Annotated in this window: 23 protein-coding genes; 17 read left to right on the top strand and 6 right to left on the bottom strand. The window is 70.6% G+C overall.

What is annotated here, in order from left to right:
- Window positions 1-27 precede the first annotated feature (27 nt).
- The 3 genes from ACI2JZ_RS13650 to ACI2JZ_RS13660 are packed head-to-tail and all read left to right on the top strand — an operon-like array spanning window position 28 to window position 3990.
- Window positions 28-693: a DNA alkylation repair protein gene (locus tag ACI2JZ_RS13650; RefSeq protein WP_404598054.1), complete on the top strand. Its 666-nt coding sequence runs from the start codon at window positions 28-30 to the stop codon at window positions 691-693.
- Between the two features lie 41 nt (window positions 694-734).
- Window positions 735-1448 carry a purine-nucleoside phosphorylase gene (gene deoD, locus ACI2JZ_RS13655; protein WP_404598055.1) on the top strand — a complete coding sequence of 238 codons (714 nt, stop codon included), beginning with the start codon at window positions 735-737 and terminating at the stop codon, window positions 1446-1448.
- Between the two features lie 40 nt (window positions 1449-1488).
- Entirely contained in the window at window positions 1489-3990 is a 2502-nt protein-coding gene (locus tag ACI2JZ_RS13660) for a DEAD/DEAH box helicase (RefSeq protein WP_404598056.1), read from the top strand.
- A 20-nt stretch (window positions 3991-4010) separates the two neighbouring features.
- Here ACI2JZ_RS13660 and ACI2JZ_RS13665 read toward each other — a convergent pair whose 3' ends face one another.
- From ACI2JZ_RS13665 to ACI2JZ_RS13675, 3 genes are read right to left on the bottom strand one after another with little or no spacing between them, the layout of a single operon-like run.
- A complete protein-coding gene (locus ACI2JZ_RS13665; RefSeq protein WP_404598058.1) occupies window positions 4011-4970 on the bottom strand; it encodes a D-alanine--D-alanine ligase in 960 nt (319 codons plus the stop codon).
- Window positions 4967-6085, bottom strand: a complete 1119-nt coding sequence (gene alr, locus ACI2JZ_RS13670) for an alanine racemase (protein ID WP_404598060.1) — start codon at window positions 6083-6085, stop codon at window positions 4967-4969. The genes ACI2JZ_RS13665 and alr overlap by 4 nt, the downstream gene beginning before the upstream one ends.
- Window positions 6082-6768 (bottom strand): M15 family metallopeptidase, encoded by a 687-nt coding sequence (locus ACI2JZ_RS13675; RefSeq protein ID WP_404598061.1) that lies wholly within the window; start codon window positions 6766-6768, stop codon window positions 6082-6084. The genes alr and ACI2JZ_RS13675 overlap by 4 nt, the downstream gene beginning before the upstream one ends.
- Before the next feature lie 88 nt (window positions 6769-6856).
- Between ACI2JZ_RS13675 and ACI2JZ_RS13680 the strand changes: the two genes are divergently transcribed.
- From ACI2JZ_RS13680 to ACI2JZ_RS13695, 4 genes are all read left to right on the top strand, one after another.
- Window positions 6857-7606, top strand: coding sequence for a response regulator transcription factor (locus ACI2JZ_RS13680; RefSeq protein ID WP_404598062.1), 750 nt, complete (start codon window positions 6857-6859; stop codon window positions 7604-7606).
- Window positions 7607-7616: 10 nt separating this feature from the next.
- The gene (locus tag ACI2JZ_RS13685) at window positions 7617-8684 is read left to right on the top strand and encodes a sensor histidine kinase (protein WP_404598063.1); all 1068 of its coding nucleotides are present in this window, start codon (window positions 7617-7619) and stop codon (window positions 8682-8684) included.
- Between the two features lie 215 nt (window positions 8685-8899).
- Window positions 8900-9385 carry a hypothetical protein gene (locus ACI2JZ_RS13690; protein WP_404598064.1) on the top strand — a complete coding sequence of 162 codons (486 nt, stop codon included), beginning with the start codon at window positions 8900-8902 and terminating at the stop codon, window positions 9383-9385.
- Between the two features lie 14 nt (window positions 9386-9399).
- Window positions 9400-10224 (top strand): hypothetical protein, encoded by an 825-nt coding sequence (locus tag ACI2JZ_RS13695; protein WP_404598066.1) that lies wholly within the window; start codon window positions 9400-9402, stop codon window positions 10222-10224.
- Between the two features lie 248 nt (window positions 10225-10472).
- Here ACI2JZ_RS13695 and ACI2JZ_RS13700 read toward each other — a convergent pair whose 3' ends face one another.
- Window positions 10473-11126: an FMN-dependent NADH-azoreductase gene (locus ACI2JZ_RS13700; RefSeq protein WP_247957463.1), complete on the bottom strand. Its 654-nt coding sequence runs from the start codon at window positions 11124-11126 to the stop codon at window positions 10473-10475.
- A gap of 77 nt (window positions 11127-11203) precedes the next feature.
- On the opposite strand from ACI2JZ_RS13700, the gene ACI2JZ_RS13705 reads away from it, so the two are divergent.
- Window positions 11204-11536 carry a helix-turn-helix domain-containing protein gene (locus ACI2JZ_RS13705; protein ID WP_247623749.1) on the top strand — a complete coding sequence of 111 codons (333 nt, stop codon included), beginning with the start codon at window positions 11204-11206 and terminating at the stop codon, window positions 11534-11536.
- Between the two features lie 131 nt (window positions 11537-11667).
- Here the strand turns inward: ACI2JZ_RS13705 and ACI2JZ_RS13710 are convergent, their stop codons facing one another.
- Entirely contained in the window at window positions 11668-13197 is a 1530-nt protein-coding gene (locus ACI2JZ_RS13710; RefSeq protein WP_247623750.1) for an SDR family NAD(P)-dependent oxidoreductase, read from the bottom strand.
- Between the two features lie 89 nt (window positions 13198-13286).
- Here ACI2JZ_RS13710 and ACI2JZ_RS13715 point away from each other — a divergent pair, with 89 nt between their 5' ends.
- The 8 genes from ACI2JZ_RS13715 to ACI2JZ_RS13750 all read left to right on the top strand — a co-directional run bounded on the left by ACI2JZ_RS13715 (window position 13287) and on the right by ACI2JZ_RS13750 (window position 18107).
- On the top strand, window positions 13287-13757 hold the full coding sequence (locus ACI2JZ_RS13715) for a hypothetical protein (RefSeq protein ID WP_247623751.1): 471 nt from the start codon (window positions 13287-13289) through the stop codon (window positions 13755-13757).
- Between the two features lie 50 nt (window positions 13758-13807).
- Complete coding sequence (locus ACI2JZ_RS13720; RefSeq protein WP_404598068.1) at window positions 13808-14872, top strand: M4 family metallopeptidase; 1065 nt, start codon at window positions 13808-13810, stop codon at window positions 14870-14872.
- Window positions 14847-15215: a protealysin inhibitor emfourin gene (locus ACI2JZ_RS13725; protein ID WP_404598070.1), complete on the top strand. Its 369-nt coding sequence runs from the start codon at window positions 14847-14849 to the stop codon at window positions 15213-15215. Before ACI2JZ_RS13720 ends, ACI2JZ_RS13725 begins: the two co-directional genes overlap by 26 nt.
- A 173-nt stretch (window positions 15216-15388) precedes the next feature.
- Window positions 15389-15610: a hypothetical protein gene (locus ACI2JZ_RS13730; protein WP_404598072.1), complete on the top strand. Its 222-nt coding sequence runs from the start codon at window positions 15389-15391 to the stop codon at window positions 15608-15610.
- Window position 15611: 1 nt separating this feature from the next.
- Window positions 15612-16118 (top strand): GNAT family N-acetyltransferase, encoded by a 507-nt coding sequence (locus ACI2JZ_RS13735; RefSeq protein WP_404598073.1) that lies wholly within the window; start codon window positions 15612-15614, stop codon window positions 16116-16118.
- Between the two features lie 125 nt (window positions 16119-16243).
- A complete protein-coding gene (locus ACI2JZ_RS13740; RefSeq protein ID WP_247623756.1) occupies window positions 16244-16978 on the top strand; it encodes a ribonuclease H in 735 nt (244 codons plus the stop codon).
- Between the two features lie 18 nt (window positions 16979-16996).
- Window positions 16997-17383 carry a DoxX family membrane protein gene (locus tag ACI2JZ_RS13745; protein ID WP_404598076.1) on the top strand — a complete coding sequence of 129 codons (387 nt, stop codon included), beginning with the start codon at window positions 16997-16999 and terminating at the stop codon, window positions 17381-17383.
- Between the two features lie 73 nt (window positions 17384-17456).
- Window positions 17457-18107, top strand: a complete 651-nt coding sequence (locus ACI2JZ_RS13750) for a Pr6Pr family membrane protein (protein WP_404598078.1) — start codon at window positions 17457-17459, stop codon at window positions 18105-18107.
- 45 nt (window positions 18108-18152) lie between these two features.
- Here ACI2JZ_RS13750 and ACI2JZ_RS13755 read toward each other — a convergent pair whose 3' ends face one another.
- A complete protein-coding gene (locus tag ACI2JZ_RS13755; protein ID WP_404598079.1) occupies window positions 18153-19514 on the bottom strand; it encodes an FAD-dependent oxidoreductase in 1362 nt (453 codons plus the stop codon).
- 207 nt (window positions 19515-19721) lie between these two features.
- On the opposite strand from ACI2JZ_RS13755, the gene ACI2JZ_RS13760 reads away from it, so the two are divergent.
- Window positions 19722-20357, top strand: a complete 636-nt coding sequence (locus ACI2JZ_RS13760; RefSeq protein WP_404598080.1) for a VanZ family protein — start codon at window positions 19722-19724, stop codon at window positions 20355-20357.

Below are 20357 nucleotides of genomic sequence, written 5' to 3' on the forward strand. Positions count from 1 at the left end.
GTCCGCCGTGCGGCCTACTCTGGTCCCATGAGCGACGTCACCCTCGACCGGGCGCTCGCCGAACTCGCCGCCCTCGAAGATCCGAAGATGCGCGCGGCCAACGAGAAGCGCGGCGACGACCACGGCATGAACCTGAGCCGCCTGCGCGCGCTGGCGAAGACCATCAAGATCGACCACCCGCTCGCGCAGGAGCTGTGGGCGACGGGCGAGACGCCCGCCCGCCTGCTCGCCCTCCTCGTCTGCCGCCCGAAGGACTTCAGCGCCGATGAACTCGACGCCATGCTGCGCGAGACCGATCCGCCGAAGGTGAACGACTGGTTCGTGAACTACGTCGCCAAGAAGAGCCCGCTCGCCGAGGAGATGCGCCTGCGCTGGTTCGACGACGCCGATCCGACGGTCGCTGCGGCGGCCTGGTCGCTCACCTCGGTGCGGGTCGTCAAGGACCCCGACGGCATCGACCTCGACCGTCTGCTCGATCTGATCGAGGCGCAGATGAAGGATGCCCCGGCACGGCCGCAATGGTCGATGAACGAGACGCTCGCGCAGATCGGCATCCATCATCCGGATCTGCGCGAGCGCGCCCTCGCGATCGGCGACCGCCTGCAGGTGCTCGCCGACTACCCGACGGCACCCGGCTGCACCTCTCCGTTCGCCCCGATCTGGATCGGCGAGATGGTGCGGCGGGCCGGCTGATCCGATGCCGCGCTTCTGCGCCCTCTGATTACGCTGGAGGAATGAGCACCCACATCGCGGCGGAGCCCGGTCAGATCGCCCCCATCGTCCTCTTCCCCGGCGACCCGCTGCGGGCCAAGTGGATCGCCGAGACCTTCCTCGATGACGCCGAGCTCTACTCCGAGACCCGCGGGATGCTCGGTTTCACCGGTACCTGGCAGGGCCACCGCGTCTCGGTGCAGGGTTCGGGCATGGGTCAGCCCTCGATGGCGATCTACGCGAACGAGCTGTTCGACTCCTACGACGTGCAGACGATCGTGCGCGTGGGTTCGTGCGGTGCGCTGACCGAGAAGCTCAAGGTGCGCGACATCATCATCGCGAACGCCGCGAGCACCGACTCGGGCATCAACCGGGTGCGCTTCCACGGGCTCGACTACGCCCCCGTCGCCGACTTCGCCCTGCTGCGCGCGGCGGTCGAGGCGAGCGAGAGCGAAGAACTCGATTCGGCCGTGCACGTGGGCCAGCTGTTCTCGAGCGACCAGTTCTACAGCACGCGTCCCGAACTCACAGAGCCCTTCGTGAAGCACGGCATCCTCGGCGTCGAGATGGAGGCCGCGGGCCTCTACACGCTCGCCGCCTTCCACGGCCGCCGCGCGCTCGCGATCTGCACGGTCTCCGACCACATCGTCACGGGCGAGGAGACCACGGCGCAGGACCGCGAGCAGACCTTCGGCGACATGATCCGCATCGCGCTGCGCGCCGCGACCTCGGTCTGAGACATCGACCGCCCGCGCCGGATGGGATGATCGAAGCACCATGGCATCCCTCCTCGACCCGGCCACCCTTCCCGACGGATCCGATGCGGATGCCGTCTACACGGCGTTCGTCGAATGGGCCGAGTCGACCGGCCTGACCCTCTACCCCGCGCAGGACGAGGCGATCATCGAGATCGTGTCGGGCAACAACCTGATCCTGTCGACCCCGACCGGCACCGGGAAGTCACTCGTCGCGATCGGCGCGCACTTCGCCGCCCTGCTCGACGGACGCCGCAGTTACTACACCGCGCCGATCAAAGCCCTGGTGAGCGAGAAGTTCTTCGCACTGGTCGAGGTGTTCGGCGCCGAGAACGTCGGCATGGTCACGGGTGATTCCTCGGTCAACGCGGATGCTCCGATCATCTGCTGCACCGCCGAGATCCTGGCGAACCTCTCGCTGCGGCAGGGGACGGATGCCGAGGTCGGCCAGGTCGTGATGGACGAGTTCCACTTCTACGGCGACCCCGACCGCGGATGGGCGTGGCAGGTGCCGCTGCTCGAGCTGCCGCAGGCGCAGTTCATCCTGATGTCGGCCACGCTCGGTGACGTGACCGCGCTCGCGTCCGACCTGACCCGCCGCACGGGCCGCGACACGGCGACGGTGACCGGTGTCGAGCGCCCGGTGCCCCTGCACTTCTTCTACGAGCAGACCCCGATCCACGAGACGATCGAGGAACTGCTGAACACCCACCAGGCACCGGTGTACATCGTGCACTTCTCGCAGGCCGCGGCGATGGAGCGGGCACAGGCGCTGTCGAGCACGAAGGTCGCCACCCGCGAGCAGCGCGACGCGATCGCGGATCTGATCGGTGCGTTCCGCTTCACGACGGCGTTCGGCAAGACGCTCTCGCGCTTCCTGCGGGCGGGGATCGGCGTGCACCACGCGGGGATGCTGCCCAAATACCGTCGTCTCGTCGAGCAGCTCGCGCAGCGCGGTCTGCTGCGCGTGATCTGCGGCACCGACACGCTCGGCGTCGGGATCAACGTGCCGATCCGCACCGTGCTGCTCACCGCACTGACCAAGTTCGACGGCACGAGGATGCGGCAGCTCAACGCCCGCGAGTTCCATCAGATCGCCGGCCGTGCGGGTCGTGCGGGCTACGACACCGCCGGAACCGTGGTCGCGCAGGCGCCCGAACACGAGAGCGAGAACCTCGCCGCCATCCGCAAGGCGGGTGACGACCCGAAGAAGAAGCGCAAGATCATCCGCAAGAAGGCGCCCGACGGCTTCGTGTCGTGGGGCGAGCCCTCGTTCCGCAAGCTCATCGATGCGACACCCGAGACGCTCACCTCGCACATGCAGATCACCAGCGCGATGATGCTCAACGTCATCGGCCGCGGGGGCGACGTGTTCGGCAATATGCACGCGCTGGTATACGACAATCACGAGCCGCGCGCACGCCAGCGCGAACTCGCCCTGCGCGCGATCGGCATCTACCGCACCCTGCTCGAATCGGGAGTGGTGGAGCAGACGGATGCCGGGGAGATCCGACTCACGGTCGACCTGCAGCCGAACTTCGCCCTCAACCAGCCGCTGTCTCCGTTCGCCCTCGCGGCGTTCGAGCTCTTGGGCGACGAGTCCCCCAGCTACGCACTCGACATGATCTCGATCGTCGAGGCCACTCTCGACGATCCGCGCGCCGTGCTGAGCCAGCAGGAGTTCCAGGCTCGCGGCGAGGCGGTCGCGGCGATGAAGTCCGAGGGCATCGAGTACGACGAGCGCATGGAGCTGCTCGAGCAGGTCACCTACCCGAAGCCGCTCGACGAGCTGCTGACCGCCGCGTTCGAGACCTTCAGCGCCGCGCAGCCGTGGATCCGCGACTTCGAACTGCACCCCAAGTCGGTCGTGCGCGACATGTACGAGCGCGCCATGTCGTTCGGGGAATATGTCGCCTTCTACAAGATCGCCCGCTCGGAGGGCGTGGTGCTGCGCTACCTGTCGGATGCCTATCGCGCGGCGTCCCAGACCATCCCCGAAGAGCTCAAGACCGAAGACCTCCGCGACCTGATCGAGTGGCTGGGTGAACTCGTGCGCCAGGTCGACTCGAGCCTGCTCGACGAGTGGGAGGAGCTGCGGGCCGGCATCGACAACGGACGCGTCGATTCCCCCGACGAGATCGTCCCGCCCGCGCCGAAGCGCCTGACGAGCAACGTGCGCGCGTTCCGCACCCTCGTGCGCAACGAACTGTTCCGCCGGGTGCAGCTCGCCGCACGCGAAGACGCCGGCGCCCTCGCCGAACTCGATCCCGCCTTCGGAGCGGATGCCTGGAACGACGCCCTCGACGGCTACTTCGCCGAGCACGACCAGATCCTCACCGGGGCGGATGCGCGCAGTTCCGCGCTGCTGATCCTGACCCCCGGCGAGACGACGTGGACGGCGCGCCAGATCTTCGATGATCCCGCCGGCGACCACGACTGGGGCATCTCGGCGACGGTCGACCTCGCGGCATCCGATGACGCCGGGGAAGCGGTCGTGACGGTCACGGCGGTCGACCGGCTCTAGCCGGCCCAGGGCGGGAACGGTCAGCGCGGCACCCGAGCCCCCTTCACGAGCCGCGCCACCAGGTCGGGATACGCCACCCCGGCGGCGGCGAACATGCGCGGCGCCTGCGAGGCGGCGGTGAGCCCGGGCATGGTGTTGACCTCGTTGAGCACCGGCCCGTCGTCGGTGAGGAAGAAGTCCATGCGGGCCAGGCACCCGCATCCGAGCGCGTCGAACATCGCCAGCGCGGCTCGCTTGAGGCCCGCCGACTCGTCGGACGCGAGCTGCGCCGGCACCGTGAAGCGCGCGGTTCCGTCGTACTTCGTCGCCGTGTCGAACAGCCCCTCGGCGTGGATCTCGAGCGGCGGTGCCGCCCAGCGGATGCCGCCCGCCTCGCACAGCACGGCGACGTCGATCTCGCGCCCGCGCACGACCTCCTCCACGAGGATGCGCCGGTCGAGTCGCGCCGCCGCGCGCAGCGCGGGAAGCAGTTCGGCCTCCTCGCGCACGAGCGCGACCCCGTGACTCGATCCGGCCGAGACCGGCTTGACGGCGACGGCACCCTCGAACTCCACGTCGCCGATATCGTCGGCCGGGATCACGCGTCCCCGCGCCGTCCGGATGCCGACGGCATCGGCCACCAGCTTCGTCGCCCACTTGTCCATCCCGAGCGCGCTGGCGCGTACCCCCGAGCCGACCACGCGTACCCCGGCGAGCGCGCAGAGCGCCGCGAGTGCGCCGTCCTCGCCCGGCGCTCCGTGCACCGCAGGGAACACGACGTCGGCCTGCGCGATCAGCGGCATCGCGAGAGCCAGCGACTCCGCCGCCGACGCTCCCGCCCGGATGCCGTCGGCCCGCCAGATCCCCTCCCGGTCGATCGTGACGCCGGTCACCGTGTGGTCCCCCATCCGCAGGGCCGCCGCGACCGCGGCCGCCGAGGCGAGCGACACGTCGTGCTCGACGTTCCGCCCTCCCCCGATCACCAGCACGTGCACGGTCATGCGATGCTCCTCTGCACGCGGGGGCCGATGCCCGTGAGGATGGTGTGCGGGATCGTTCCGGCCCAGCGCGCCCAGTCCTGCAGCGACGGCACCGCACCGCCCTCCGGCCCGAGCAGCACCGCCTCCGCACCGCGCGGAACCGCGGTGTCTCCCGTGTCGACGACGATCTGATCCATCGACACCCGTCCGACGATCGGATGCCGCGCCCCCTCGATCGCGACACCCGCCGCCGGCGACAGCTCGCGGGGCACCCCATCGGCGTATCCGACGCCGATCACGCTCAAGTGCGTCGCGCGCTCCGCGACGTGGTCTCCGCCGTAGCCGACCGCGGTTCCGGCCGGCACGCGCGCGCTGTGCACGACGGATGCCGTCCACCGTGCGGCCCCGGCGAGCGCCGTGGTCTCGGAGGGATCGATCCCCACGAGGCCGGCTCCGATCCGCACGAGGTCGAAATGAGTGGCGGGGTCGGTGAGCGCCCCGGCGGTCGCGGCGAGGTGCACGGTCAGCGGCCCGAAGCCGGCGCGCAGCACGGCATCCCTCCCCTGGCGCAACCGCTGCACCGCCGCCGCGTTCGCGCACGGGTCGCCGGCGTCGGCCCGCGGCAGGTGGCCCATGACACCGGTGACCTCGATCCGTCCGCGCGCCGACCGTGCGACCCGCAGCAGTTCGGCCCAGTCCTCGACCGGGCATCCGCCGCGGGCCATCCCGGTGTCGAGGTGCAGGTGCACGCGCACGGGAGCGGCGGCATCCGCGGCCAGCTGTCGCAGCTCCTCGACCGATCCCACCGCGATGTCGACGCGATGTTCGTGCGCGAGCCGCGCATCGACGCCCGAGGGATTCAGCCACGCGAGGATCGGCTCCGTGAGTCCGGCCTCACGCAGCTCGACGGCGTCGGCGGCATCCGTCACTCCCAGCCAGCTCGCCCCGGCGGCGACCGCGGCGCGCGCGACCGGCACGGCCCCGAGGCCGTAGCCGTCGGCCTTGACGACCGCCATGACGGCGGCGCGCGTCGAGGCGCGCACCCGCGCGACGTTCGCGGCGACGGCCGTCGGCAGGGTGGTGAGCGTCGGTGCGTGCAGCCGCGAGAGCGCGACCCCCTCGATGACGGCGCTCATCGCTGCATCCGCGGGTCTTCGGTCGGGTCGGCGTACATCTCGGGGCAGCCCTGAGTGACGGCATCCGGCCGGAGTTCGTAGTGCCACGACTCGTTCGCGTAGATCTGGCAGAGGCCGTAGCCCGCGCCGTGCTGGGCGAGCCAGTCGAGGGTCGGAAGACCGCCGAGGTCGACAGCCTCGCCCGACACGTGCAGCGAGGTCTCGGGCGTCGCGACCCAGCGCGCCGCCTCCTCGGCCGATCCGTAGCTGATCACGGCCTGGTCGAGCATGTGCTGCTGCAGGGCCGCCGAGCGCCAGCCGCTGTTGACGAGGAAGGGGACGTCGGCGTCGGATGCCGCGCGCTGCAGCGCGTCGAGCAGCGCCGGGTCGAGGTTGCCGACGCCCACGCGATCGGTGTCGAAGACCGTCGGCTGGTCGCCGTCACGGATCACACCGTCGGCGTCGCTCGGGGCGAGTACCGATCCTCCCGGCGGGATCGAGGCGGCACCCGTCGAGGTCTCGGCGGCGCTGTCGTCGGTGGAGGCGTCGGGCCCGGGGCCGGCGGTGAAGCTGTGCGAGAGCACGGCATCCGCTGCGGCGAGCGACTGCTGCACGGCGAAGGCGGCGATGACGGCGACGATCAGTGCGATCGCCGACCAGACGATCCGCCGCGCTCGGCGGGTGGTGGAGGTGGTGCTGTTCATAACCCCCAGTGCAGTCGCCAGGCTGTTGCCGGGGCGTATGCGGTTCTGCATATGCTCCCGATATGCGCGGGTGCGTAGGATCGCAGCCATGCGTGTGCTGATCGTCGAGGACGAGCCCTACCTCGCCGAGGCCGTCCGCGACGGGCTACGGCTCGAGGCGATCGCCGCCGACATCGCGGGCGACGGGCACGTCGCGTTGGAGCTGCTCGACATAAACTCCTACGACATCACGGTGCTCGACCGCGACATCCCCGGCCCGTCGGGCGACGACATCGCCCGCGCGATCGTCGCGTCGGGCAGCGGCATCCCGATCATCATGCTCACCGCCGCCGACCGCCTCGACGACAAGGCCTCGGGGTTCGAGCTCGGCGCCGACGACTACCTCACCAAGCCCTTCGAACTGCGCGAACTCGTGCTGCGCCTGCGTGCGCTGGGGCGGCGCCGCGAGCGCGCCCGGCCGCCGGTGCTCGAGGTCGCGGGGCTGCGGCTCGACCCGTTCCGCCGCGAGGTCTTCCGCGATGAGCGGTACGTCGCCCTCACCCGCAAGCAGTTCGCGGTGCTCGAGGTGCTCGTCGACGCGGCGGGCGGGGTCGTGAGCGCCGAGGAGCTGCTGGAGCGCGCCTGGGACGAGAACGCCGACCCCTTCACCAACGCCGTGCGCATCACCGTGTCATCACTGCGCAAGCGGCTCGGGGAACCCTGGGTGATTGTGACGGTGCCGGGCGTCGGGTATCGGATCGCGACGGATGCCGGGGCGGATGCCGGGGGTGCGGCGGCGGATGCCGGGGGTGCGGCTGCGGATCGCGGGGCGGATGCTGGGGCGGATGCCGATGCTTAGACATCGCGGGATGAGCGCACGTCTGCGACTCGCCATCAGCTACGCCGGGGTCGTCGCGCTGGCGGGTTTCGTGCTGCTGGCGGTCGTGTGGTTGTGGCTGCTGCGGTACGTGCCGGATCAGAACATCGATGCGGGATTCTTCGTACCGAATCGCTCCGACCTCATCCGCGCGTTCACCCCGTTCGCGACCTGGGCGATGATCGGATTGATCGCCGTCGGGCTCGCCGGCGGATGGCTGCTGGCCGGACGGATGCTCGCGCCGCTGTCACGCATCGGCGCCGCCGCTCAGCTCGCCGCCCAGGGGTCGCTGTCGCATCGGGTGCGGTTGGAGGGTCCGGCCGACGAGTTCCGCGACCTGGCCGACGTGTTCGACGCGATGCTCGAACGGATCGAGGCCCATGTCGAGGAGGAGCGCCGATTCGCCGCGAACGCCTCGCACGAACTGCGCACCCCTCTGGCGATCTCGCAGACGCTGCTCGAAGTCGCCCGCACCGATCCCGATCGCGACGTCGACGCCCTGATCTCGCGGCTGGACGAGGTCAACGTCCGGGCGATCGAACTGACCGAGGCGCTGCTGCTGCTGAGCCGTGCCGACCGGCGATCGTTCACGCACGAACCCGTCGACCTGTCGCTCGTGTCGGAAGAGGCGGTCGAGGCCCTGCTGCCGTTGGCCGACCGCCGCGGGGTCACGGTCGAGGTCGGTGGGGTTCCCGCGGTCGTCTCGGGGTCGGCGGCGCTGCTGCAGCAACTGGTGACGAACCTCGTGCACAACGCGATCGTGCACAACCTCGACTTCGACGGACGCGTCGCCGTGCGCACCCATGACCTCCCCGCGGGGCTCGCGGTCGTGGTCGAGAACACCGGGGCGGTCGTCGCCGCCGATCGCGTGGAGGTGCTCGTCGAACCGTTCCAGCGCGGTGCCGAGCGCGCCCGCGGCGACGACCACGTCGGAGTCGGTCTCGGCCTCGCGATCGCCGAGCGGATCGCCCAGGCCCACGACGGGAGTCTCGTGCTCACCCCGCGCCCCGACGGCGGGCTCATCGTGACGGTGTGGCTGCCCCGGCCCGCCGGCCCCTGAGCGAGTCGGACGGTCCTGCCCCGCTCGGTCCCTGAGCGAGCGCAGCGAGACGAAGGGCCCACGCCGCCGGAACTGGGTCCCTGAGCCTGTCGAAGGGTCCCACCCCGTGATACCCAACGGCGGCCTGTGGATAACTCCCGCGGGTGCGCTCAGATTCGGGCTACTTTGTGGCGGTGATGTCGACTCGATACCCCGCTGCCACCCTCGCTCTCGCCGTGGTCGCCGCCGCCCTCAGCGGCTGCGCACCCGCCCCGGAGCCTTCGCCCACCCCGACGCCGGCGTTCGCCAGCGAAGAGGAGGCGTTCGCCGCGGCGGAGGAGGTGTACCGGGAGTACAACGAGGCGGTGACTGCCCGTATAGCTGGAGCCTCGGCCCCGGACCCCCAGGAGTATCTGATCGGCTCAGCCTTGGAGGCGGATATTGACACTCTGAACCTCTTCAGTACACAGAAGATTCACCTCGAAGGAACCTCCGTCGTTGCTTCGTTCTCGGGCGAATCGGCAGATCTGAACACCGCCGCCACTACAGTCGTCGCCGCAGTCTGTCTCGATGCGACGCGCACACGAGTGGTGAGCGACGAAGGCGCAGACGTCACGCCGAAGGATCGCCCGGAGACCACCTTGTTGCGAGTGACTTTCGTTTCTGTAGATGGGAGATATCAGATCTCGAACTCTGAACTTCCCGAGGATCCGACGTGTTGACCTCAAGGCTTGCCATGCTCGTTGCCATTTCAGGACTCGTTACGAGCGTCGCCACGGGCGTCTCGACGCAGAACACGTGCACCGCTGAGGCGACATATGCCGGAGTCTGCGGCTCCACCAACGGCACCTCAGTAACCGTCACCGGTACCCAGCCCGCCGCGCAGTCCCCCGGCTCCCCGTCTTCCTCCTGGTCCCCCTCCAGCTCCGGCACTCCGGGAACCTCGGGCGCCCCGGTCGACACCGGCCCGAGTGAGCTGGAACGCTGCCGTGCCGACGCCGGCCGCGCACGCGTCTGCCTCGAGCCCCGGCGCCGCACCGAACCCTCGGCTCCGGCCCCGGCATCCGCCCCCGCCGCCCCGACGATCTCCATCAGCGACCTCGTCACCCTCACCCCGGCGACCGCGACCCCGACCGCCGACCCCTTCAATGTCGGAATCGCCGGGCTCCCCACGAACTTCGTCACGACCGCATCCGTGCACACCCGCGCAGGCACCCTCTTCGGCGCACCCGTCACCGCGCGATTCACCCCGGTCGGCTACGACTTCATCTACGGCGACGGGACCACCGCCCACACCACCACTCCCGGCGCCACCTGGGACACCCTCGGCCAGCCCCAGTTCACCCCCACCGCCACGAGCCACACCTACACCGACCGCGGCACCTACGACACCACCGTCACCATCCACTACACCGCCGAGATCGACCTCGGCACCGGGTGGATCCCCCTCACCGGCACCCTCACCATCCCCGGACCCGCCCAACAGATCCGCATCTACGAAGCCCACACCGCCCTCGTCGCCCACACCTGCACCGAACAACCCACCGCCCCCGGCTGCTGAACACGCACCTGCAGGTGCGATGCACACGTGCAGGGAGAATCCCCCCGGTCCTCCCTGCACGTGTGCATCCTCCCTGCACGTGCACAACACGGCGGGCCCTTCGACGACCTCAGGGCCCCAGGTACCGAGCCTCCCGCCGTCTCATCTGCACGGATCGATCACACCCGCACGACGAAACCACCGGATGCTCCGTGCAGACGTGACATCTCCGTGCAGACGAGCGCGCGGCCGCCCCGCCCCACCTCAGTTCAGGCGACGTTGCCGCGCAGTGCCGCGATCTCGCGCCCGTAGGTGCGGGCATCCGTCTCGGCGTTCTCCTTGAGTTCGCGCGCGGTGTCGGCGAAAGCGTCGAGCGCGGGATTCACACCGACGAGCGTGAACGGACGCTCCACGACGCGCAGGTCGAGGCCCCACACGTCTTCGAGCACGCGACGCAGCCAGCCGGTCGAGTGGTCCCAGCCCTCCTTGGGGGTGCCGGGCGCGTAGTTGCCGCCGAGCACCGTGACGAGAGTGGCGGGCTTGCCGCGCAGCGCGGTGCCGGTCGGGTCGATGCGCGGGTCGGTGTAGGCCACGTCGAACCAGGTCTTGAAGTGCTGCGAGACGCCGTAGTTGTACAGCGGCACCGCGAAGAGCAACGCGTCGGCGCCGATCAGCTCGTCGGCGAACGAGGTCGCGAGGGCGCGGGCCTCGACCTGGCCGGGGGTGCGCTGCGCCTCGTCGACGAAGCCGCCGGTGACGGCATCCGCCCACGCGGTCGCGGGCACGGGGTCGGCGGCGAGGTCGCGCCGGGTGACGGGGGAATCGGGGTGCGACGCGGTCCACTCGGCTTCGACGAGGTCGGCGAGCGACCGGCTGGCGGACGACGCGGGAAGGATGCTCGCATCGAGGCGGAACAGGGACATGGATGACACCTCTCGTTTTCGTAGTCGCTCGGTTTTTCTTAGCGACATCGGTTAACGTAGCACGCTAGAATGAGGGCATGGCCGAGATCGAGCACGATCTGCACCGGTGCGACGCCGCCGTCACACTCGCCTTCAGCGTGCTCGGAAAGCGCTGGAACGGCATGATCGTGTCGTCGCTCGGCGGCGGCCCCTCCACGTTCGTCGCTCTGCGCCGCGCGGTCGCGGGCATCAGCGACACCGTGCTCTCCGACCGCCTCGCCGAACTCGCCGATGCGGGTCTCGTCGCACGCACGGTCGACGCCGGCCCGCCGGTCACCGTCTCCTACGCACTCACACCCGGCGGTGAGGGACTGCTGCCGATCCTCGACGACCTCGGCACCTGGGCATCCGCCAACCTCGTACGCCGCTGACGACGGCATCCGCCCGTCCAGGGGCATCCGCTGCGCCAGAGTGCCCGCACTGCTCGGCGACGGATCTCCGCAGTCGGCGCGCGACTCAGATGGGTCTCGAGCCGCGACTCACCAGAGCCTGGGCGCGCGACTCACCAGGGGCTGGGCTCGTAGTCCTTCAGGAAGACGCCGTGGATGTCGTCGCCCGCCTCGCCGCGCACGATCGGGTCGTACACGCGGGCGGCGCCGTCGACCAGGTCGAGCGGGGCGTGGAATCCCTCCTCCGCGAGGCGCACCTTCGTGTAGTGCGGGCGCTCGTCGGTGATCCAGCCGGTGTCGACCGCGGTCATCAGGATGCCGTCCTTCTCGAGCATCTCGCCCGCACTGGTGCGCGTGAGCATGTTGAGCGCGGCCTTGGCCATGTTGGTGTGCGGATGCCCCGGACCCTTGTACCGGCGTGAGAACTGCCCCTCCATCGCCGACACGTTCACCACGTACTTGCGGTGCGCCGAGGACGCCGCCATCGACGCGCGCAGGCGGCTGATGAGCAGGAACGGCGCGGTCGTGTTGGCGAGCTGCACCTCGAGCATCTCGAGCGGATCGACCTGGTCGACCGACTGCACCCAACTGTTGACGGTGTTGACGTCGGGCACGAGCCCGCCGGCGTCGATCGCGGTGCCGTCGGCGTGCTTCTCGAGCGACGACGAACCGGGCGCCATCGCGACGCGGGCGAGGTCCTCGGCGGTCAGCGCCTGGCCGCCCTGCTCGGCGACGGTTCCGCCGAGAGCCGCGACCGACAGCAGCGGGTGGGCATCGACGGATGCCTGCAGCGCCTGCGGGTGCGGATCGGCGGTGTGCCCGAAGGTCTCCATCTCGGGGAGCGGGCCGTCGGGAAGCGGGTGGAGTTCGGCATCCGCCAGCAGCGAGTACGAACCCGGCGAGCGGCGCACGGTCTGCGCGGCGTTGTTGATGAGGATGTCGAGGGGCCCCTGCGCGGCGACGGAGTCGGCGAGGCCGATCACCTGGGCGGGGTCGCGCAGGTCGATGCCGACCACGCGCAGGCGGTGCAGCCAGTCGGCAGAGTCGGGCAGCGCGGTGAACCGGCGCACCGCATCGCGCGGGAAGCGCGTGGTGATCGTGGTGTGCGCGCCGTCGCGCAGCAGCCGGAGCGCGATGTGCATGCCGATCTTCGCGCGGCCGCCCGTGAGCAGAGCACGCTTGCCGGTGAGGTCGGTGCGGGCGTTGCGCTTGCCGTGGCTGAAGCGGGCGCAGTCCGGGCACAGCTGGTGATAGAACGCGTCGACCAACGTGTACGGCTGCTTGCAGATGTAGCAGTTGCGGGGCTTGAGCAGCTCGCCGGCGATGGGGGCGTCGACGACGCTCGTGGCGAGGTCGTTGCCGCGCGTCTCGTCGTCGATGCGGTCGGGGGCACCGGTCGCCGTGCGGGCGACGACGGCCTTGTCGGCCTCGGCGATGGCGTCGCGGATCTCCTTGCGGCGCACGCGCTTGACGGCCTTGAACATCGCGGCGGTCGCGTGGCGCACAGCCACGAAGTCGGGGTGCTCGTTGTCGATCTCGTGCAGCTCGCTGAGCACGCGCAGGGTCGTGGCGAGATCGTCGGGATCGATGCCGGGGCCGAGGTCGCCGGAATCGCTGAGGTCGTCGCGGGGCGCATCGGTCATTGTGCCGATTTTACGCGAGAAACCCGGGCGTGCCCTGCGGACGGGAGCAGCCCTCGACCCGAGCCACCCGTCGGGGGCACAATGTCTGCATGCCCACTGATGCGCATGTCCTCGGCCCCGGCCTGCTGCCGACGCCGTTCACGGCCGACGAGATCCGCGAGGCGACCGGCGCCGGGAAGACCATCCGCCTGTTCGTCGAGTCGCCCGACGGATCTCAGCACGAGCGGTTCAACCGATTCGAGCAGACGGATGCCGAGGGCGCCACCCTCCGCGCCTGGTTCGCCGAGAACCCCGCCGACGTCGTGACGAGCCGGGTCACCTGGACCGATCTGCAGCACCACGCGGCGTTCCCCGCCGACCACACCACCGTCACGACCGAGGCGATCGACATCCCCCTCGGCCGCGTCGAGTGCACGCGCTACGACACGTCCGACGGCCCGGATGCGCCGGTGGAGACGTACTGGTTCTCGCCCGCCCACCCCGGCATGCCGGTGCGCTACGAGGTGCCGCTCGACGGCGGGGTACTGCGCACGACGGTGATGAGCATCGAACCGGCGTGACGGGCGCGAGACTCTGCCGCAGTGTCGGAGACCCGGCGTAGGGTCGCTGCATGAGCGCACAGATCGAAAGCCACGGAGTCGTCCCGTCTTATCTGCTCGCCCGGCTGGCTGCATCGGGGCGGTTCCCGCGTGCGGCCGCCGCCGCGCGGCAGACCCTCACCGCGGGCCGGCCGCCGTTCCGCGCCCGCATCGACCTCTCGATCGACGAGAACGGCGACCTGGTCGCGCAGCTGTCGGATGCCCCGAACCGCACGATCAGCGACGCGGCGAACACGCAAGACCTTCCGGGCGCGGTCGTGCGCTCCGAAGACGACCCGCCCGTCGCCGATGCGCCGGTCAACGAGGCCTACGACGGGCTCGGGGCGACGTTCGAACTGCTGCTCTCGGCGTTCGGCCGCAACTCGCTCGACGATGCCGGCGCACCTCTCGACGCGACGGCGCACTACGGCGTCGACTACGACAACGCCTTCTGGGACGGCGAGCGCATGGTGTTCGGCGACGGCGACGGCGAGGTGTTCCGCGGGTTCACCGGATCGCTCACGGTGATCGGCCACGAACTCGCCCACGGAGTCGTGCAGCACACCGCCAACCTCGAGTACCAGGGGCAGCCCGGCGCGCTCAACGAATCGATCGCCGATGTGTTCGGTGCCCTCACCGAGCAGTACGCGCAGGGGCAGAGCGCCGCCGACGCCACCTGGCTCATCGGCGCCGAGATCTTCACCGAGGCGGTGGAAGGCGTGGCGCTGCGGTCGATGATCGCGCCCGGAACGGCCTACGACGACGACGAGCTCGGCAAGGACCCACAGCCCGACCACATGAGCGGCTTCGTGCGCACGACCGAAGACAACGGCGGTGTGCACATCAACTCCGGCATCCCCAACCGCGCCTTCGCCCTCTTCGCCACCGACCTCGGGGGCAACGCGTGGGAGACCGCCGGCACCGTCTGGTACCGCGCGCTCACCGGAGGGCTGTCGAGCACGGCGACGTTCACGGCCTTCGCCGACGCGACGGTCGCCGCGGCATCCGAGGTCGATGAGGCCACCGCGACAGCCGCTCGACGCGCCTGGACGACCGTGGGAGTCTATGAGGATGAGCGAGTCCCCGCAGCCGACTGACGCCGAGCCGTCGGCTGCGCCCGAATCCTCGCGCGACGGCGGGCGGTCACCCGACCCCGGGTTGGTCATCGCCGTGGTGCGCACGGGCGGGATCGCGGGGATCAGCCGACGATGGCGCGTAGAGATCGCGGCATCCGACTCTCCCGACGCCGAACCGTGGATCGCGCTCATCGAACGCTGCCCGTGGAGCGCCGACCCCGAGAGCTCCGCCGGCGCCGACCGCTTCGTCTGGAGCATCCGCGCTCGCACCCCCACCGAGCACCTCGAACGCGAGCTCCCCGATGGCGCCGTCGCCGGGCCCTGGCGCGACCTGGTCGATGCCGTGCGCGCCGCCTCGGCCTGACGCCCGTTCGCGTCGGCCTGAGGCCCGTTCTCGCCGCGAGGGGTCGCCACACGCCGCTCGCGATGCCAGAGACACGGCATGTCCCGACCGCTCGCGACTCGGCCCCGCCCGCGCGCCCCGTGGATCCGGTGTGAATCAGCGCCGCCCGGCCGCGACGGAGAGACAATGGGCGAATGGGACTGTTCCAGCACCGCCCGGAAGAAGAAGAGAACCAGTGGGCCGGGCTTCCGTCCGAGCCGCTCGAACGTGACGGTGTCGACGCGCTCGCCACGACGCCCGCCGTCGATCCGCTGTCGATCGGCCTCGGCACCGAGCTCGGGTCGATCGTGTTCCCCGTCGCACCCCCGGCACCGTCCGCGGTGTCGACCGAGAATCGCGAACCGGACGAGGACTGACATGACCTCCCCCGCATCCGACGGCATCGAGGTCCGCCGTGTGACGGCCGACGAATGGATGCTGTGGCGCGCCGCGCGCCTCGAAGCCCTACGCGAATCACCCGCCGCCTTCGGCTCGCAGCTCACCGACTGGATCGAGGCGCCCGAGTCGCGGTGGCGCGAGCGGCTGTCGGTTCCCGGGGCGCACGACCTGCTCGCGATCGACGGCGAGCACGTCGTCGGGATGATCACCGGCATGCCGGTCACCGACGACCCCTCCCGCACCGAACTGATCTCGATGTGGGTCGCTCCGTCGGCGCGCGGCACGGGACTCGCCGCCGATCTGATCGATCGCATCGTCGATTGGGCGACGGAAGCCGGGGCATCCGTCCTCGATCTCTCGGTCATGCCCGACAACCCGTCGGCGCACCGCGCCTACGAGCGCGCGGGTTTCACACCCCTCGACGAGCCCGGCGACCTGCTCCCCGACGGTCGCCGCGAGATCCGGATGCGCCGCACCCTGCGCTGACGCGCCCTCTTTCCTCGTGAGGGGTCGAGACACGCCGCGCCACCGGCATCCGACAGGGCGTGTTGTGACCCCTCGTGAGACGCGACCCGCCGGGTGACGTCGGCGGCCCGGGCTACGGTGGAGGGATGACGATCACCGCCGCCGCAGACGGCTCCGCCCTGGGCAACCCCGGCCCCAACGGCTGGGCCTGGTACATCGACGACGACAACTGGGCGGCGGGCGGGTCTCCTCACGGCACCAACAACCAGGGCGAGCTGCAGGCGGTGCTCGAACTGCTGCGCGCGACGGCCGGCACCGACGAGAAGCTGCTCATCCGCTGCGACAGCCGGTACGTGATCGACTCGGTGACGAAGTGGATGCCGGGCTGGAAGCGCAAGGGCTGGCGCAAGTCCGACGGCGGCCCCGTGCTCAACCGCGACATCCTCGAGGGCATCGACGAGGCGATCCGCGGGCGCGACGTGGAGTTCTCGTGGGTCAAGGGGCATGCCGGCGACCGGCTGAACGAGGCCGCCGACGAGCGGGCGAATGCCGCGGCGAAGGCCTATCAGGCGAAGCAGGAACCGCGCCGCGGCCCCGGGTTCACGCTCGCGTCCGGCGCTGGCGCCGCCGTCGCGGCCTCCGCCCCGGTCGCGGCATCTGCGCAGCACGCCCCGTCTGCGGCATCCGCTCCGGTCACGACCGCCCCCTCGGATGCCCCGCTCTGGGCCGAGACGTCGTCGCTGTTCGACGACTTCGACACTCCCTCGGCCGACCCGATCGAGCTGCGCCTGAGCCTCACCGGCGATGAGCACGCCCGCCTGCGCGACCGCGCCGAGGCGCAGGGCATCTCGCTCGAAGCGGCCCTGCGCCGTCTGATCTGACGCGCGTACACTCGCCTCATGTCGACAACCGCGCGCACGATCGGCCGCATCTTCCTCGGATCCTCCCTCGTCTTCGCCGGCGTCTCGCACCTGACGTTCGCCCGCCGCGAGTTCCAAGCCCAGGTACCCGAATCGCTGCCGCTCGACCCCGACGTCACCGTGCTCGCCTCGGGCGTCGTCGAGGTCGGTTTCGGCTCGGCGCTGCTGCTCGCCCGCAAGCGACGCCGTCGGGTCGGCACGATCGCCGCGCTGTTCTTCATCGCGGTGTTCCCCGGCAACGTCTCGCAGTGGATGCACCAGCGTGACGGCTTCGGCCTCGACACCGACATGAAGCGCTTCGTGCGACTGTTCTTCCAGCCGGCGCTGGTCGCACTGGCTCTGTGGTCGACCCGCACGCGCCGCTGAGGCGCGTTCCCACGACCCGCGGAGCCGACCAAAAGTAGACTCGGCGGATGAGTGGACGGCGGGTGACGCAGCGGTGAAGACGCGTACCGTCTTCGGCCTGCTCCGACTCGGCGCCGCCGCGCTGTGCCTGGTCGCCCTCATCCACCGTCTCGCGTGGGGGCTCGCCTCGCACACGATCGCCAGCCAGAACTTCTTCGCCTACCTGACCAACCAGTCGAACGTCGCTTTCGTGGTGCTGCTCACGATCGCCGGCATCATCGCGCTCCGCAAGGCCCGCGATCCGCGCTGGCTCACCGTCACCCTCGCCCTCGTGCTCACCTGGACGATCACGGCCGGGATCGTGTTCGCCATCCTCGTCTGGCAGGCGGGGCTGCGCGGCATCCGCATCGACGTGCCCTGGTCCGATCAGGTGCTGCACTTCTACCTGCCGGCCTGCGCCGCACTCGCCTGGGCGCTCGCGCCCGGCCATCGCGCGGTGCCGTGGCGGGTCATCCCGGCGACGCTGATCTACCCGCTCGTGTGGGGCGGGTTCACGATGATCCGCGGCCCGATCATCGGCTGGTATCCGTACTACTTCCTCGACCCGCGGCAGATCAGCGGACCGGCCGAGTTCCTGGTGTCGTCGGGCATCGCCCTCGCGACGTTCGCGACCGTCGCGACCGCGCTCGTGCTCATCAGTCGGATGCCGCTGCCCCGTCGCCTGCGGCAGGATCAGGCCGGGTAGCAACGTGCCACCGCGTGCCGCGGCGTGAGGCGGCGCGGGCTCGCGTCAGGCGGCGTAGGGCCCGAGCGCCTCCAGCGCCAGGGTGACCGCCTCGTCCTTGCCGAGTTCCGAGAATCTCGCCGCGGCGTCGCCGCCGACGATCCCCACCAGCACGTTCTCGCCGGTCGCGGGGAGCAGGTTGATCCAGGTGCGGATGCCGACATCGTCGCCGACCGTGTGCCACACCGCCTCCTCGGCATTCCAGAACGGCTCGTCCCAGCGCAGCCACACGGTCTCGATCGACCCCATCGCGAGCGCCGAGATCGCGCCGCGGTTGGCGAACGGCAGCGGCGGGTCGAACTCGATGCCCTGCTCCTGCAGCACTCCGAGCGGCACCGTCACGACGACGCGGTCGAACGACAGCGCCTCACCGGTGCCCATGCGCACGCTCACGCCGGTGTCGTCGTAGGCGAGGCGGGTGACCGGCTGGTTGAGACCGACCTGCACGCCGTCGAGCGTGTGCTCGATGAACGGCAGCAGGCTGTCGCGGGCGGCGCGGGGCTCGGCCGGAGGGAGCGGTGGGGCGAACCAGCTCGACAGCTTCGCGGCCTCGGCACCCGAGGTGGTAGCGAGAAGCGCCAGCAGGGCGAGGACCGTGGGGTCGGCCGTGTCGACGCCGGCCGCGACGAGAGCATCCGCGACCGAGCTGTCGACGGGGGCGGCCTGAGCGGTGGCGATCGCTGCAGTGAGGGACTCGGTGGCGACGGCATCCGTGTCTCCGTCGGGCGAGCGCCAGAGAGAGCCCGCGAGGTCGACGACGGAGATGTCCTCGGCCTCGAGGGTCTGCACGAGGTCGGCATCCGCCTCGCCGAACAGCCATGCGCCGAGCTGCGGAGGAAGTGGCCAGGCGTCGTCGACCCGTGAGTACACGCGTCCGCCGACGCGGTCGCGCGCTTCGAGAACGGTGACCTCGAAGCCCGCGTCGTTCAGCCGCGCGGCTGCCGTGGCGCCCGCGAGACCCGCGCCGATCACGGCGATGCGCTCGCCGTCGCCCGCGGCATCCCGCAGTTCATCGGCGGCGCGCTCACCCGAGGCGATCGCGCCGCGCATCGTGGCCGGGGCCTCCTCATCGGTGGCCTCGCCGGCGAAGAACAGGCGGTCGTCGACCGGACGCGCGAGGGCACTGCGGGTCTCGGCCCCCACGCCGGCGGGCACGAAGCTGACGGCACCGAACGCGTACTGGTCGCTCGTCCAGGTCGAGCGGATGCTGGCGGCCGGAAGCGGCACGCCGTTCGTGGGCTGCGGCTCGGGCGAACGCGTCGGGGTGCGCGTGGGCGTGGGCTCGGGCTCCGGGGTGCACGAGGCGAGCAGCACCGAAAGGGCTCCGGCCCCGGCGCCCAGAAGCAGAGTGCGGCGCGTGATCCTCATCGTGTCGCCACTTTATCCCGCCCGGGTGGACGGTGGCTGCTCGGGAGGGCGTACCCAACTCAGGAAGAGTGCGGCCGTCGGGCACGGAGACCCCCGGATTCGGGCCCGGATCGTCGATTCTTCCTGAGTTGGTGCCACGGGCGAGTGCCGAACATCACTCCGCAGGCTGACGCGGCGGCGACGGCATTGACCGTAACGTCGAATGCGATGGACAATCCCTTCGGCGAAGTGCCGGTGCTGCCGGTCGTCATTCCCCTCGCGCTCGTGGTCTTCCTGCTCATGCTGTGGCGACTGCAGATCCGCCGTGCGTTCTCGTGGCCCCGCGCCGCGGTGGCCGCGGCCTTCGCCGTGTACGCGGCGGGGATCGTCGGCAACACGATCTTCCCGATCTTCTTGAACAAGCCGAGCAGTAGGGAGCCCTGGTCTCCGGCACTCGCGCTCGTGCCCTTCGCCGACTACGAGATCGCCGACGCTCTCACGAACGTTCTCGTCTTCGTGCCGCTCGGCATCCTCGTCGCGCTCGTGCTCGCACGTCCGACGTGGCCGCGAGTCGTCGCGATCAGCGCCGGGGTGAGCCTCGCGGTCGAGCTCTCGCAGCTCGCGGCGCAGCGGTTCTTCGCGGGTGGTCACGTCGCCGACATCAACGACTTCCTCTCGAACGTCACCGGCGGCGCTCTGGGCTACGGCATCCTGCTCCTCCTCGTGCGGATGCCTCGACTGGGCCGGTTCGTCGACAGGTTCCGCTGGGCACCGGCAACCGTTCACGACTCCGGAGATCAGCGCCCGCAACGCGAAGAAACCGACCGATCCGTGCGGAATCGGCCGGCTTCTCCGGAGTTGTGA

Source organism: Microbacterium sp. NPDC087868, from assembly GCF_044900755.1.
GTDB classification, from domain to species: Bacteria; Actinomycetota; Actinomycetes; order Actinomycetales; family Microbacteriaceae; genus Microbacterium; species Microbacterium galbinum.

Coding starts and splice junctions, on each gene's coding strand:
- ACI2JZ_RS13725 (WP_404598070.1), top strand. CDS start 14,847: ATGAGCGAGTCCCCGCAGCCGACTGACGCCGAGCCGTCGGCTGCGCCC.
- ACI2JZ_RS13715 (WP_247623751.1), top strand. CDS start 13,287: ATGCCCACTGATGCGCATGTCCTCGGCCCCGGCCTGCTGCCGACGCCG.
- ACI2JZ_RS13700 (WP_247957463.1), bottom strand. CDS start 11,126: ATGTCCCTGTTCCGCCTCGATGCGAGCATCCTTCCCGCGTCGTCCGCC.
- ACI2JZ_RS13735 (WP_404598073.1), top strand. CDS start 15,612: ATGACCTCCCCCGCATCCGACGGCATCGAGGTCCGCCGTGTGACGGCC.
- deoD (WP_404598055.1), top strand. CDS start 735: ATGAGCACCCACATCGCGGCGGAGCCCGGTCAGATCGCCCCCATCGTC.
- ACI2JZ_RS13685 (WP_404598063.1), top strand. CDS start 7,617: ATGAGCGCACGTCTGCGACTCGCCATCAGCTACGCCGGGGTCGTCGCG.
- ACI2JZ_RS13755 (WP_404598079.1), bottom strand. CDS start 19,514: ATGAGGATCACGCGCCGCACTCTGCTTCTGGGCGCCGGGGCCGGAGCC.
- ACI2JZ_RS13745 (WP_404598076.1), top strand. CDS start 16,997: ATGTCGACAACCGCGCGCACGATCGGCCGCATCTTCCTCGGATCCTCC.
- ACI2JZ_RS13760 (WP_404598080.1), top strand. CDS start 19,722: ATGGACAATCCCTTCGGCGAAGTGCCGGTGCTGCCGGTCGTCATTCCC.
- ACI2JZ_RS13705 (WP_247623749.1), top strand. CDS start 11,204: ATGGCCGAGATCGAGCACGATCTGCACCGGTGCGACGCCGCCGTCACA.
- ACI2JZ_RS13680 (WP_404598062.1), top strand. CDS start 6,857: ATGCGTGTGCTGATCGTCGAGGACGAGCCCTACCTCGCCGAGGCCGTC.
- ACI2JZ_RS13730 (WP_404598072.1), top strand. CDS start 15,389: ATGGGACTGTTCCAGCACCGCCCGGAAGAAGAAGAGAACCAGTGGGCC.
- ACI2JZ_RS13665 (WP_404598058.1), bottom strand. CDS start 4,970: ATGACCGTGCACGTGCTGGTGATCGGGGGAGGGCGGAACGTCGAGCAC.
- ACI2JZ_RS13740 (WP_247623756.1), top strand. CDS start 16,244: ATGACGATCACCGCCGCCGCAGACGGCTCCGCCCTGGGCAACCCCGGC.
- ACI2JZ_RS13720 (WP_404598068.1), top strand. CDS start 13,808: ATGAGCGCACAGATCGAAAGCCACGGAGTCGTCCCGTCTTATCTGCTC.
- ACI2JZ_RS13650 (WP_404598054.1), top strand. CDS start 28: ATGAGCGACGTCACCCTCGACCGGGCGCTCGCCGAACTCGCCGCCCTC.
- ACI2JZ_RS13695 (WP_404598066.1), top strand. CDS start 9,400: ATGCTCGTTGCCATTTCAGGACTCGTTACGAGCGTCGCCACGGGCGTC.
- ACI2JZ_RS13660 (WP_404598056.1), top strand. CDS start 1,489: ATGGCATCCCTCCTCGACCCGGCCACCCTTCCCGACGGATCCGATGCG.
- alr (WP_404598060.1), bottom strand. CDS start 6,085: ATGAGCGCCGTCATCGAGGGGGTCGCGCTCTCGCGGCTGCACGCACCG.
- ACI2JZ_RS13710 (WP_247623750.1), bottom strand. CDS start 13,197: ATGACCGATGCGCCCCGCGACGACCTCAGCGATTCCGGCGACCTCGGC.
- ACI2JZ_RS13675 (WP_404598061.1), bottom strand. CDS start 6,768: ATGAACAGCACCACCTCCACCACCCGCCGAGCGCGGCGGATCGTCTGG.